Source organism: uncultured Desulfovibrio sp. (assembly GCF_944324525.1).
Lineage (GTDB): Bacteria > Desulfobacterota > Desulfovibrionia > Desulfovibrionales > Desulfovibrionaceae > Desulfovibrio.
In genome coordinates this window covers 1-12,538 of record NZ_CALUWS010000061.1, presented here as the reverse complement: position 1 = coordinate 12,538, position 12,538 = coordinate 1, and the positions used below count along the sequence as shown (strand labels likewise).

General features: G+C 67.8%; 13 protein-coding genes. 9 read left to right on the top strand and 4 right to left on the bottom strand.

The window, feature by feature from the left end:
• Positions 1 to 425: 425 nt before the first annotated feature.
• Complete coding sequence (locus tag Q0K12_RS11390; RefSeq protein ID WP_297263059.1) at positions 426 to 965, top strand: HPP family protein; 540 nt, start codon at positions 426 to 428, stop codon at positions 963 to 965.
• Between the two features lie 37 nt (positions 966 to 1,002).
• Here Q0K12_RS11390 and Q0K12_RS11385 read toward each other — a convergent pair whose 3' ends face one another.
• Both Q0K12_RS11385 and Q0K12_RS11380 read right to left on the bottom strand, forming a co-directional pair.
• Entirely contained in the window at positions 1,003 to 2,136 is a 1,134-nt protein-coding gene (locus tag Q0K12_RS11385) for a TMEM43 family protein (protein WP_297263057.1), read from the bottom strand.
• 72 nt (positions 2,137 to 2,208) lie between these two features.
• Positions 2,209 to 3,219 (bottom strand): alpha/beta fold hydrolase, encoded by a 1,011-nt coding sequence (locus Q0K12_RS11380; RefSeq protein WP_297263055.1) that lies wholly within the window; start codon positions 3,217 to 3,219, stop codon positions 2,209 to 2,211.
• 175 nt (positions 3,220 to 3,394) lie between these two features.
• Here Q0K12_RS11380 and Q0K12_RS11375 point away from each other — a divergent pair, with 175 nt between their 5' ends.
• The 7 genes from Q0K12_RS11375 to Q0K12_RS11345 all read left to right on the top strand — a co-directional run bounded on the left by Q0K12_RS11375 (position 3,395) and on the right by Q0K12_RS11345 (position 9,799).
• Positions 3,395 to 4,798 carry an FAD-dependent oxidoreductase gene (locus Q0K12_RS11375; RefSeq protein ID WP_297263053.1) on the top strand — a complete coding sequence of 468 codons (1,404 nt, stop codon included), beginning with the start codon at positions 3,395 to 3,397 and terminating at the stop codon, positions 4,796 to 4,798.
• 32 nt (positions 4,799 to 4,830) lie between these two features.
• Positions 4,831 to 5,676 carry a hypothetical protein gene (locus tag Q0K12_RS11370; protein WP_297263051.1) on the top strand — a complete coding sequence of 282 codons (846 nt, stop codon included), beginning with the start codon at positions 4,831 to 4,833 and terminating at the stop codon, positions 5,674 to 5,676.
• 80 nt (positions 5,677 to 5,756) lie between these two features.
• Positions 5,757 to 6,821 (top strand): dTDP-glucose 4,6-dehydratase, encoded by a 1,065-nt coding sequence (gene rfbB, locus Q0K12_RS11365; protein ID WP_297263049.1) that lies wholly within the window; start codon positions 5,757 to 5,759, stop codon positions 6,819 to 6,821.
• A 1-nt stretch (position 6,822) separates the two neighbouring features.
• Positions 6,823 to 7,707 carry a glucose-1-phosphate thymidylyltransferase RfbA gene (rfbA, locus tag Q0K12_RS11360; protein WP_297263047.1) on the top strand — a complete coding sequence of 295 codons (885 nt, stop codon included), beginning with the start codon at positions 6,823 to 6,825 and terminating at the stop codon, positions 7,705 to 7,707.
• Between the two features lie 12 nt (positions 7,708 to 7,719).
• Positions 7,720 to 8,295, top strand: a complete 576-nt coding sequence (gene gmhB / locus Q0K12_RS11355; protein ID WP_297263046.1) for a D-glycero-beta-D-manno-heptose 1,7-bisphosphate 7-phosphatase — start codon at positions 7,720 to 7,722, stop codon at positions 8,293 to 8,295.
• 14 nt (positions 8,296 to 8,309) lie between these two features.
• Complete coding sequence (gene rfbC, locus Q0K12_RS11350) at positions 8,310 to 8,867, top strand: dTDP-4-dehydrorhamnose 3,5-epimerase (protein WP_297263044.1); 558 nt, start codon at positions 8,310 to 8,312, stop codon at positions 8,865 to 8,867.
• A gap of 59 nt (positions 8,868 to 8,926) precedes the next feature.
• Positions 8,927 to 9,799 carry a pyridoxamine kinase gene (locus Q0K12_RS11345; protein WP_297263042.1) on the top strand — a complete coding sequence of 291 codons (873 nt, stop codon included), beginning with the start codon at positions 8,927 to 8,929 and terminating at the stop codon, positions 9,797 to 9,799.
• Between the two features lie 256 nt (positions 9,800 to 10,055).
• On the opposite strand, the gene Q0K12_RS11340 is transcribed toward Q0K12_RS11345, so the two are convergent.
• Both Q0K12_RS11340 and cysC read right to left on the bottom strand, forming a co-directional pair.
• Positions 10,056 to 11,330 carry a competence/damage-inducible protein A gene (locus tag Q0K12_RS11340; RefSeq protein WP_297263040.1) on the bottom strand — a complete coding sequence of 425 codons (1,275 nt, stop codon included), beginning with the start codon at positions 11,328 to 11,330 and terminating at the stop codon, positions 10,056 to 10,058.
• Between the two features lie 2 nt (positions 11,331 to 11,332).
• Positions 11,333 to 11,869, bottom strand: a complete 537-nt coding sequence (gene cysC / locus Q0K12_RS11335) for an adenylyl-sulfate kinase (protein ID WP_297263038.1) — start codon at positions 11,867 to 11,869, stop codon at positions 11,333 to 11,335.
• Between the two features lie 133 nt (positions 11,870 to 12,002).
• Here cysC and Q0K12_RS11330 point away from each other — a divergent pair, with 133 nt between their 5' ends.
• Positions 12,003 to 12,458, top strand: coding sequence for a hypothetical protein (locus Q0K12_RS11330; RefSeq protein WP_297263036.1), 456 nt, complete (start codon positions 12,003 to 12,005; stop codon positions 12,456 to 12,458).
• Positions 12,459 to 12,538: the final 80 nt, after the last annotated feature.

Here is a 12,538-nt window from a genome sequence, read left to right as displayed (position 1 = left end):
TGTCGATGTCCGTAAGGCTCCTTCGTCGCCTAACGGACACGGCCCTGCGGGCCGCCCGTTGGATCGCCGCCAGCGCGAGAGGGGTTCCCCTTCCCCCCAAGCCCCCCATCCCTTCCCCAGCGCGCTTTTATCAGGGGAAAAAGCTGGGACAAGGGGCGTATCGCCCGTCAGGGTAGGCGGAGTATGTATATCTTATTTCATGTATATATTGAAATAATGAGTAAAATTTGTGTTAACAGGCTCGAGAGCGTTTTAGCTTTGAAAAAGGCAAAACGCGAGGCGGCAGTACAGCGCCGCCCTGCCGGACAAGCAGCCTTCCCTGTGCGCCCGCGCACTGCCCTTCTCCCAGCTCCCGGCTACAAGGACTTCGGCGGCCGTCCGCAGACGCCGCGACACGCCCCTCCCGGGGCAGCAAGGAGGTCGGGATGCATCCACTGTTGAAAAAGATGCGCGGCGGGGATCAGCCGCCGCCACGCGCCGCCGGACGGGAGATCTTCCAGTCCTGGCTGGGAAGCTGTCTGGCCATTGCGCTCATAGCCCTGCTGGAGCGTTACGCCACGGGCAATACGGGCTTCCCGCTGCTCATCGGCTCCTTCGGGGCCTCGGCGGTGCTGGCCTTCGGCGCGCCGCAAAGCCCGCTGGCCCAGCCCCGCAATCTGGTGGGCGGGCATCTGGTCTCGGCGCTGACCGGCGTGAGCTGCGGACTGCTGGTTCCCGAACCGCTCTGGCTGGCTGCCGCGCTGGCCGTCTCCACCGCCATTGCCCTCATGCATCTGAGCAAAACGCTGCATCCGCCCGGCGGAGCCACGGCGCTCATCGCCGTCACCGGCGGCGAGGGCATACGTCAGCTCGGCTACCTGTATGCCCTTGTCCCCTGCCTGAGCGGGGCCTGTCTCATGCTGGGCATCGCGCTGCTGGTGAACAATCTGTCCGCCACGCGCCGCTATCCCCTTTACTGGTGGTGAGGCGGACAGCGGGACGGAACACCGGCGCGGGGCCTGCTCACGCGGCGGGCCTCACATGCCGGGGCCGCTCCCCTGCGCCGCTCCCAGCACGATGGCGGCCGTCCACAACAGGCCCAGCAGCAGACTGCCGCCCCCCCCACAACCGGCTCTCCCGGCAGGAGGAGGGCCCGTTTTTGCGGAAGGCCAGCCGCAGCGGCCGCAAAAGGAGGAAAAAGGCGCAGGCGCAGACCAGTACCGAGGCCAGCCGATGGAACCAGAGCACCGACGCCGGCGTCGTCTCGGGGAGCGCCAGTTCCGGCAGCATGTCCCGCACGTCCCGCGTCCCCGGCACAAGGCGGCAGAACTCCCTGCCCCCGGCCTCGCGCCAGGCGATGACGTCCGTCCCCTGCACGGCTCCCGCCAGACTGGCCCGCATGGACGGGATCAGGCTGTAGACGACGCGCACATCGCCGTTTTGCGGCGTGCCGCCCGCGCCGATATAGATGATGCCGCCCTGGACGTGCACCATATTGGACAGGAGGGGCGTGCCGCGTCCGGCGCTGCGGTACGCCTCCGCCGCCTGCCGGTTGAGCTCGTCCCGCACGCCGGAGGGCACGGTGACGGCGAACGGTTCTTCGGCAGGCAGGGAAGCCGTGAGGCCGGCCGGCAGACGATAGACGCCGAGACGGACGTCCCGGGCATACTGCCTTTCGGCCGGAAGGCGCACAAGCGCCATGTTGGCATAGCGGCGGCGGGCCTGTTCCGAATGGAAGGCGGCGGAATCCACGGGCGCGGGGACCCAGCGCTGATGATAGGCGAAGTCCCCGGCTTTCCGCTCGCTCTCGGGGGTGGCGGCCGCTGCCGGCCGGAGGACTTCCACCCATTGGAAATATTCCACCTCGCGCCGGATGCCCAACGCCTGCACGGACGATCCGGTCAGGGGGTCCGTCAGCGTGTCCGCCGTTTCCAGCCGGCCGTTCAGGTAAACGAGCCTGTCGGGCGGGACGGCTCCCGAAGTCCCGTCCGCCTCGATCTCCAGCACGGCGACCGCCTCCTTGCCCGCTCCATCCGCCGGGCGGCCTTCCTGCCGCCACAAGAGCCAGGAGCAGACCAGCAGCAGGACGATCCCCAGCACCGCCCCGGCAGCCGTTTCCGTCCCCTGTCCCCTACCGTTTTTCGCCGTTTCGGCCATATTCGCCGCTCCTTGTTCATAAACGGGCCGCGCCCGCTTTTTCCCCGCCGTCCGTTCTTTACGCGGCTCGCCCTACCGGCCCGTACTTTTTTCCGCGTACGCGGAAAGGAAATCCGCCACACGCCGCTCGCTGTACCAGACCTCCCCGCGGCTGACGAAACCCGCATGCCCCCCGTGGAGGGGCACTTCCAGAAAAAGATGGGCATTGTCCCGCGCCGCCGCCCACGGATAGCAGGACGGCGCGCAAAAGGGATCATCGGCCGCCAGCAGCAGATACAGGGGGATGTCGATATGGGGCAGCACCGGCAGGGCGCTGCATTCCCGCCAGTAGGTCGCGGCGTCGGCAAAGCCGTGCAGGGGCGCGGTGAATCGCTCGTCGAACTCGTTGAACGTACGAAAATCGTCCATGCCCTCCAGCGAGGGGAAATCGGGGAAGCGGGCCGCCTTCTCGCGCATCTTGGCCCGCAGGGTACGCAGAAAATAGTGCATGTAAAGGCGGCAGCCCGGCCCGGCCATGACCTGCGCGGCCGCGGGCAGATCGCAGGGCACGGACACCGCCGCCGCGGCGCGCACCCACGGCGAACGGCGGGCCTCGGCCAGATACCGGCAGATCTGGTTGCCGCCCATGCTGAACCCGGCCAGCAGCACCGGCAGGCCGAAAGTCTCGGCATGGGACACCACACAGGCCAGATCGTCCGTCTCGCCCATGTGGTACAGCCGCCGCGTCCGGTTGGGTTCGCCGGAACAGGAACGCATGTTCCAGGCCAGCACCCGGAAGCCGCGCCGCAGCAGCTCGGCCGTCAGGCCCAGCACATACCGGCGGCGACTGTGCCCTTCCAGACCGTGCGAGATCACGACGACGCCACGCGCCGCTCCCGCCTGCGCGCCGCCCTCCCGCAGGGGCGGATGCTCGTCCACATCCAGAAAGTCGCCGTCCGGCGTCTCAAGGCGTATGCGGCGCACCCGGCCGCGCTGCCCGGCGTCGGGATAGCGCACCCGGCGGCCCTTGGCGGCCCAGATGGTATTGATATGCGCCTGCCGCGCCCAGAGGGGCGGCGCATAGCCGGAAGGAAGTATTGGCACGCTTCGCCCCCTTGTGTATGGTTGCGGTGCGCCGCTCCCTGTCCCGGGGCAGGGGCGCGCCCGCCGTTGCCGTACCGCTTTTTCCGGCAGCGGGACAGCGGAAGCCCTCACCCGCCGCGCCGCTCCGCCCCGGGCGGGATGCCCGGCAAACGAACACGCCCGGAACAGGTGCCGTATGTCTTCCAACCCTAGTCCGGCAGCCGAAAGGCTGTCAAATGCCGTTCCCTCCTCCCCCCCGCGGACGGACGTCCTTGTGGTGGGGGCCGGCCCGGCCGGTCTCATGTGCGCGCGCGAAGCGGCCGGACGCGGCCTGCGTGTCCTCGTGCTGGAGCAGTCCGACCGGCCCGGACGCAAGCTGCTGGTGAGCGGCGGCGGCAAGGCCAATTTCACCAATCGCCGCGTGCTGCCCCTGCACTACCGCTGCGGGGATCCCGCCTTCTGCGGCCCGGCCCTGAAGGCCTTTTCCCCGGCCGTCATGGAGCGCCTCGTGGCGGCCTGGGGCCTGCCCGTGGAGGAACGCGGGCACGGTCAGCTTTTTCTCACGGTCCCGGCGCGCAACCTCCTGCACTGCCTCATGGAGGACGTGCGGACGCGCGGCGGCGAGGTGCGTACCCGCTGTACGGTACGCGCCCTGCGACGCACGGCGGACGGCTTTTGCGTGGAGACGGACGGCGGCCCCTGTCTGGCCCGCGCCGTGGTGCTGGCCGCCGGTTCCCCGGCCTGGCCGCAGGCGGGCGGCTCCCCGGCGGGCTTCCGGCTGGCGCAGGCCTGCGGCCATACGCTCGTCCCGCCCTTCCCGGCGCTCGCTCCGCTCCTGCTGCCGCCTGACGCGCTTCCCGCGCCGGCGGCGGTACCGGCCCGGCCCGTCGAACCGTCGCGGACGGCCTCCCGCAGACTGCCCCCCGCCGCCCGCCGGGGACTGCCTCCCGCCGCCCGCTCCGGCCCCGGCGGCGCGTCGTCCTCCCCGGTCGAAGACGCCCCGGCGACGCTGGCGGGCATCAGCCTGCCGGTCCGCATCTCCCTGCCGGAGACGGGACTCCCCCCGGCGCTGGCCCGCGATCCCGTCTGGCAGGACGATCTGCTCTTCACCCACGAGGGCCTCAGCGGCCCGGCGGCCCTCAAGGCCTCGCTCTTCTGGGAACCGGGCAAGGCCGTACAGGTGGATTTCCTGCCCGGGACGTCCTTCCGCGCGCTGCTGGATGATCCGCGGGGCGGACGCCGGACGCCCTTCTCCCTGCTGCGGCAACAGCTGCCGCAACGGCTTGCCGAGGCCCTGCTGCCGCCGGAGCCGGCCCGCCGCCGCGCGGCCGGACTTTCCCGCGCGGCCCGCGAACAGCTCTGTGCCGCCGTGCACGCCCGGCGATTCCTGCCCTCCGGCGTGGCGGACTTCCGCAAGGCCGAGGTCTGCGGCGGCGGCATCGACGTGCGCGAGGTGGAGCCTCGCCGTCTGGAAAGCCGTCTCCTGCCGGGCCTGTTCCTCATCGGCGAGCTGCTGGACGTGACGGGCCTGCTGGGCGGCTACAACCTGCACTGGGCCTGGGCCAGCGGCGTCGCCGCCGGGCGGGCCGTCCTGTCCTGAACGGCCGGCGCGCCCCCAAAGAAGAACCGCCCATGCCCCGCCGCCCTGTCCTGTTCGTCCTGTCCACGCTCCTCCTTGTCCCATTCCTCTGGCTTTTCCTGGACAGCCTGCTCCCGCGCTCGGGAGGTCTCCCCGACCCGTGGCGGCCCAGGCTCTTCCTGCCGGAGCCGGCCTATACCGGACCGTACATGCTCACCACGCACGACATGCATCCCTGCCTGTCGGCGGGTGAAGATCCGGCAAAGAGCCCCTTTGCCCATCCGCTGCTGCCCGCCGCCGGGCCGGCGGAACAGGAATGGGATGATTACGTCATCCTGAGCGTGCGGGAAGGCCGCCTCCTGAAAGTCCTCGTATGTCCGCGCAACAGGAAGGATTTCCTGCCGAGGGAAGATTACTGGCACATCTTTTTCCCGGACGGGAAGGACCTGACCGGGATGGCGGCCCGCTATGTGGGCGACGAACCGGAAGGCGTACGCTTTGCCGACGGCACGGAGCTGCATGCATCGGCACAGCCGCCGGATGCCGTCCCCATCGGCTCCTCCGAATGGCCGTACGAGATGCGCTGGCGGCGTCTCTGGCCGGGCTACTATCTGGTCGCCGTCTACCGGGGCGATGCCCGTGTCTGCGCGGAATGGCTGACGCGGGAAAAGGACGGCAGGGATGTGGACGCCGTGCTGGGCAAAAGCCACCATGACGTGACCTGGCGGTCACGAAACATGCGCGCCGCCTGGCTCGGTGAAGACATCATTTTGTATGCGTCCCAGGCGCGGGGACACTTCGAGCTCATCCCGCTCGATCCGGAGACGCGGCCCGCCCTGCCGCCGGATTTTCCCCGCCGCCTCCTGCGCGGCTGGGACGGGAAGTTCCCGCTGGAATGACGGCACGGCGGCCTTTTTTCCTTGCCGTCCGTGCGGCCTTCGCCTACCATGCGGCATCATCACGAGCAAGGATACCGCCTATGAATTCCTGTCACCTGATCACCGGCGGCGCCGGTTTCATCGGCTCCTGTCACGTCCTGCGGACACGAGCCTCCGGCACGCCCGCCGTCACGCTGGACAAACTGACCTATTCCGGCAACCTCGCCAATCTGGCCTCTCTGGCCGGAGATGCCGACCATACCTTTGTGCAGGGCGACATCGGCAACAGCGAGCTTGTGACCCATCTGCTGCGCACGCATCGCCCCGCCGCGGTCATCAATTTCGCGGCCGAAAGCCATGTGGACCGCTCCATCCTCGATCCCGAGGCCTTCGTGCGCACCAACGTGCTGGGCACCACCGCCCTGCTGCGCTGCGTGCTGGCCTACTGGCGCTCGCTCACGGAGGAGGAACAGCGGCGTTTCCGCTTCCTGCATGTCTCCACGGATGAAGTTTTCGGCAGCCTCGGCCCGGAGGATCCCGCCTTCACCGAGCACACGCCCTACGCGCCCAACAGTCCGTACGCGGCCTCCAAGGCGGCCAGCGACCATCTGGTGCGGGCCTTCCACGAGACCTACGGCCTGCCCGTCCTGCTGACCAACTGTTCCAACAACTACGGGCCGCGCCAGTTCCCCGAGAAGCTCATCCCCCTGCTCATCCGCAACGCCCTGGCCCGCTCGCCCCTGCCCATCTACGGCACGGGACAGAACGTGCGGGACTGGCTGCATGTGGAAGACCACTGCGCGGCCATCGCCCGCGTGCTGGAAGCCGGCACGCCGGGCCGCTCCTACAATATCGGGGGCCGGGCCGAACGCAACAATCTGGAAGTGGCCCGCGCCGTCTGCGCCATCCTGGACGAAGAGCGTCCCCACGCCGACGGCCCCTATGCCGATCTCATCACCTTCGTGACGGACCGGCCGGGGCATGACTGGCGCTATGCCATGAACTGCGACCGCATCGAACGGGAACTGGGCTGGCAGCCGCGCCACAGCTTCGACTCCGGCCTGCGCGATACCGTCCGCTGGTACCTCGACAATGCCCAGTGGCTCGAAGCCGTGCAGAGCGGCGCCTACCGTCAGTGGCTGGAGGTCAACTATGCGGGGCGCTGACATGCGACGCAAGGGCATCATCCTGGCGGGCGGCTCCGGCACGCGCCTGCATCCCATCACGCTGGGCGTCAGCAAGCAGCTCATGCCCGTGTACGACAAGCCCATGATCTATTATCCGCTCAGCGTGCTCATGCTGGCGGGCATGCGGGAGATCGCCATCATCTCCACGCCGCAGCACCTGCCGCTCTTCCAGGCCATGCTGGGCGACGGCAGCCAGTGGGGCTGCGCCTTCACCTACATCGTCCAGCCCCATCCCGACGGTCTGGCGCAGGCCTTCCTGCTGGCCGAAGACTTCCTGGCGGGCGCGCCGGCCTGCCTCATCCTGGGCGACAACATCTTTTTCGGCCACGGCATGGACAGGCTGCTGGAAACGGCCATGCAGCAACGCGAAGGGGCCACGGTCTTCGCCTACCATGTCAGCGATCCGGCCCGCTACGGGGTGGTGGAGTTCGACGAGGAAGGAAACGCCCTGAGCATCGAGGAAAAGCCGGAAGAGCCGCGCTCCAACTTCGCCGTGACCGGTCTGTACTTCTATGACGAGCGCATCGTGGACGTGGCGCGCACCATCCGGCCCTCGGCACGCGGCGAACTGGAGATCACGGACGTCAACAACCATTACCTGCGCGAGGGCAGCCTGCGCGTGGCCCGCATGGGACGCGGCATCGCCTGGCTGGACACGGGCACGCACGACTCCCTGCTGGCGGCGGCCAACTTCGTGCAGGCCGTCCAGTGCCGTCAGGGTCTCAAGGTGGCCTGCCCCGAGGAGATCGCCTGGCGCAAGGGCTTCATCGACGCCGACCACCTCCGGGATCTGGCCCGGCCGCTCTGCAAGTCCGGCTACGGCCAGTATCTGCTGGAACTGGTGGATGCCGTGCGCGGCTGGTGAGGGAGGAGCGCCGTGGAGAACGCCTCCTCTTCGGCCCTGCGTCCCGCCGTCTTCCTGGACAGGGACGGCACCCTCAACGCCGACCTCGGCTATGTCTGCCGCCCGGAAGACGTGCGCTGGCTGCCCGGCGTGGCCGCGGCTCTGGCCCGCCTGCGCTGGGCGGGCTATCTGCTCATCGTGGTCACCAACCAGTCCGGCATCGCCCGCGGCTATTACGACGTCCCGACCATGCAGGCCCTGCATGACTGGATGGACGCCGACCTGCGCAGCCAGGGGGCGCACATCGACGCTTTTTACCATTGTCCGCATCACCCGGACATCGACGGGGCCTGCACCTGCCGCAAGCCCGCTCCCGGCATGCTGCTGCGGGCGGCGGACGACTGGTTCATCGATCTTGGGCGCTCATGGATGATCGGCGACAAGATGAGCGATGTGACGGCCGGCCGGGCGGCGGGCTGCACGCCCATCCTGCTCAGCGCCGGCGTCGGTCTGCCTGACGAGGATCCGCCCCTGCTGCGGGCGGCAAGTCTGGGCGAGGCCGCGGATCTGATCCTTTCCGGCCGGGAATCCGGCCCATCAAAAAGCTAATTGCGAGAAACATCATGGAAGTTGAACAGACAAGCGTTGCGGACGTGCTCCTCATCCGGCCCAAGATCTGGGGGGACCAGCGGGGCTTCTTCGTGGAGACCTGGCAGCAGGAGCGGTATGCCGCGGCCGGCATCGATCTCCCCTTCGTGCAGGACAACCATTCCCGCTCCCGGGGCGGCACCCTGCGCGGCCTGCATTTCCAGCGCCGCCATCCGCAGGGCAAGCTGGTTTCCGTCTCTCTGGGCAGCGTCTTTGATGTGGCTGTGGACATCCGCCCCGGCTCTCCCACCTTCGGCAAATGGTTCGGCGCCATCCTGACGGCGGACAATCAGCATCAGCTCTGGGTGCCGCCGGGCATGGCCCACGGCTTCCTCGTCCTGAGCGAGACCGCGCATTTCCACTACAAGTGCACGGATTTCTACCATCCCGAAGATGAAGGCTCCCTGCGCTGGGACGATCCGGACATCGGCATCATCTGGCCGGACTCGCCGGAACGCCTCCTGTCCGACAAGGACAGGGCCGCTCCCGCCTGGCGCGAGGTGCGGGAAAGCCTGCTGCACCCGAACGCCTGAGCCTGACGCGCCTTTTCCCCGACAGCCGTCAGCTCCTGACGGCAGGAGCATGAAACGCCATGTACGAAACCCCGCTGCGCCGCGTTGCCGCCATCCATGACCTTTCCGGCTTCGGGCGCGTTTCGCTGACCGCGGCCATCCCCATCCTCAACAACATGGGCATCCAGACCTGTCCCCTGCCCACGGCGGTGCTCTCCACCCAGACCGGCGGCATGACAGGCTTCACCTTCCATGACCTCACAGGCGAGATGCACCCCATCCTCGACCACTGGCAGCGCCTGCAGTTGAGCTTTGACTGCGTGTATTCCGGCTTTCTCGGCAATCTGGATCAGGTGGAGATCGCCGGGCGCTGCATACGGGATTTCCTCAAGCCTGACGGCTTCGCGCTGGTCGATCCCGTGCTGGCGGACAACGGCGTCCTCCTGCCCACCCAGACCATGGACATGGTGCGGGCCATGCGCCGCCTCATCGGTCTTGCCCACATCGTGACGCCCAACCTCACCGAGGCCGCCCTCCTGCTGGACGAGCCCTACCGCCCCGATCTTTCCCCGGAGGACCTCAAGCGCCAGCTCGTCCGCCTGTCGGACATGGGGCCGCGCCAGGTGGTCTTCACCAGCGCCCCGGCCTACCGGGACGGCTACTGCGGCTCCGTGGCCTACGATCGGACGGAAGGCCGCTTCTGGATGGTCAGCAGCCGCTGGATCGACGCGTTCTATCCCGGCACGGGCGACGTCTTCGCCAGCGTCCTGGTGGGGGCCCTGCTGCAGGGCGACAGCCTGCCCCTGGCGGTGGAGCGTGCCGTGCGCTTCGTGACGCGCGGCATCAGCGTTACCCTCACCCAGAACACCGTCAACACCGAGGGTATCCTGCTTGAACAGGTGCTTTCCCACCTGAGCGACAGGGAAGGTCTCGGTCAGTATACGGAATTTTAGAGCGGTTTCCGTTTGCAACGCGTAGCGTTTCAAACCATACGGCCTGTCGTTTTGCGGAAAAAACGCGCTTTTTCCGCTCGCTTCGGGCCGGACGGCGCTGTGCTGCCGTCCCAGCGCGGCGCGGCGTTTTCGCCGACGTGCCGGATATAAGAAAAAACATGCCGGGGAAAGGCTTTCGCCCTTCCCCGGCATGATATTTTCAGCGCCTTGCGTCACACGCTCTGCCGCAGCGGCGCAGGCGGTATGCGGAGCGGCCTCAGAAACGTCCGCGCGTGGAGGCCTGCAATTCAACCTCCAGACCGGCCAGGGCCCGCCGCAGCATGTCCAGCCCGTGGCCCACGGCGCGGCGGCGCGTCCACTGCCGGCCCATGTAGCGGCCCTGCGGACGCATGACCCGCAGCCAGGTACGATCCGCCCCGGCAAGCGCGATGTAGACGAGGCCCACCGGCTTTTCCTCCGTACCGCCATCCGGCCCGGCGATGCCGGTGATGCCGATGCCCCAGTGGCTGCCGGCCCGCTCGCGCACGGCGGCGGCCATGTGCCGGGCGACTTCCTCGCTCACCGCGCCCACGCGGGCAAGCAGTTCCTCCGGCACGCCCAGCAGGCGCGTCTTGCTCTCATTGGCGTAGGTCACCAGTCCGGTACGGAAGACGGCCGAGGAGCCGGGCACGTCCGTAATGGCCGCGGCCAGCAGGCCGCCGGTGCAGGATTCGGCCGTGGCCACCGTCTGTCCGCGGCGGGCCAGCTCCGGCACCACCACGCTCTCCAGATTGTCCACATCCACGCCGTAGACCACATCCCCCAGCAGTTCCCGCACGCGGGCGAGGGTGGGCGCGGCAAGGGCTTCGGCGGCCTCGGCGCTTTCGGCCTTGGCCGTCACCCGCACGAACATCTCGCCGTCCGTGGCGTATGTGGCCGTGGACGGATTGGCCAGCCCGGTCAGCTCGGCCAGACGCAAGGCGGCATCCCCCTCACCCTGGGCAAAGGTGCGCACCATGTGCGAGCAGATGCAGGCCTGCGTGCGGGCCGCCAGAATGGGGACGAGCTGTTCCCGCAGCATGGGCAGCAGCTCGCGGGGCGGACCGGGCAGCATGGCCACGGCCTTGCCGTCGGCACGGCAGGCATAGCAGCCCGGCGCGGTGCCGATGCGGTTGGGCAGAGCGCGGGAGCCGCGCGGCAGCATGACCTGCTTGTACTGGTTGGGGCCCATGGGACGCTCGCCGAAATATTCCTTCAGCCGGACGAGGCTGTCGGCATCCTCCTCCAAGGGCATCTCCAGCACGGCGGCGATGGTCTCCTTGGTGAGATCATCCTCCGTAGGGCCAAGCCCGCCGGTGGTGATGACCAGATCGCTGCGCGCGAGCGCCTCGCGCAATGCCGCTTCCAGCCGCCGGGGATTGTCCCCCACCACGCAGCTGTGCAGCACGTCGATGCCCAGCGCGGACAGCTCACGTCCCACATGGGCCGCATCGGAATTGATGGTATGGCCCAGCAGCAGCTCCGTCCCTACGGCAATGATTTCCGCCTGCATGATCAGTTGCGCTCCTTCTTGCCTCCGCCCAGCTCGTCCACGATCTGCCGGGCGCACTCGTACGGCGTACGGTCCACCGTGGGAACGACGCAATCCGCCCGTTCCGGCGCCTCAAAGGGCGAGGAGATGCCGGTGAACTCGCTGATCAGGCCGGCGCGCACCTTTTTGTACAGTCCCTTGGGGTCTCGCGCTTCCGCCACATCCAGCGGCGTATTGATGTAGATCTCGAAAAAGCGCTCCGTGCCCACGATGCGGCGCGCCTCTTCCCGCGCATTGGCCAGCGGCGAGATGAAGGCCACGATGGGCGACACGCCCGCCTGCAGCAGGATGGCCGCCACTTCGGCCACGCGCCGCTGGTTTTCCGTACGGTCGGCTTCGGAAAAGCCGAGATCGCGGCAAAGCCCCTGCCGGAGCACATCGCCGTCCAGGATGAAGGGGTTCTCGCCGCGCTCGCGCAGCAGGGGCACCAGTTCACCGGCGATGGTGGACTTTCCGGCCCCGGACAGGCCGGTAAACCAGTAACAGAAAGCTTGCGTCATGTATGAGCTCCTTGCAAAGTGATGCTGCTATGTTAGCCGCTCCCCTCCCGCGACGCAAGCGGCCACAATGCGCTTGCAAGGCGGCACGAGCCCGATTAAGCTTGCCCCAACCTATCCATCACGGGGAATCGTCATGAAAAACATCTGTCTTGTCCTGGCCCTGCTCATCCTTGCCAACCAGAACGTCTACGCCCGCACGCTGGATGCCGACTACTTCACGTTCGACGTGCCGGACGGCTGGGACGTGGTCATGGAGCCCACCTGGGAAGAAAAGAACGTCAGCCTCGTGGTGGCCCGAGCGGACAAGAAGGCGGCGGCCACGCTGGTGGCGGGCCAGACCCACGGCACCCGCATGGACATCATCGCGTCCATGTTCGCCCAGATGTTCCAAACCAACATGCCCGTGGAGCGCCAGGGCAACGTCTTTACCGTCCCTTATGAAAAGGAGAATGTCTCCGGCCGGCTCTGGATGACGGAAAGCAATGGGATCTTCATCATCTACTCGCTGACCGGCGACGATCACGCCGCCCTGAACATGGTCAAGTCCGCCGTGAAGAGCACGCGCTATCCGGGCATCGTCCTCCCCTAGGGCTTGTGTTCCGATAGGTTGTTCACCCTTTCCTCATTCGGTAAATTGGAAGTTACCAGACAAACCAACAAACGAGTGAG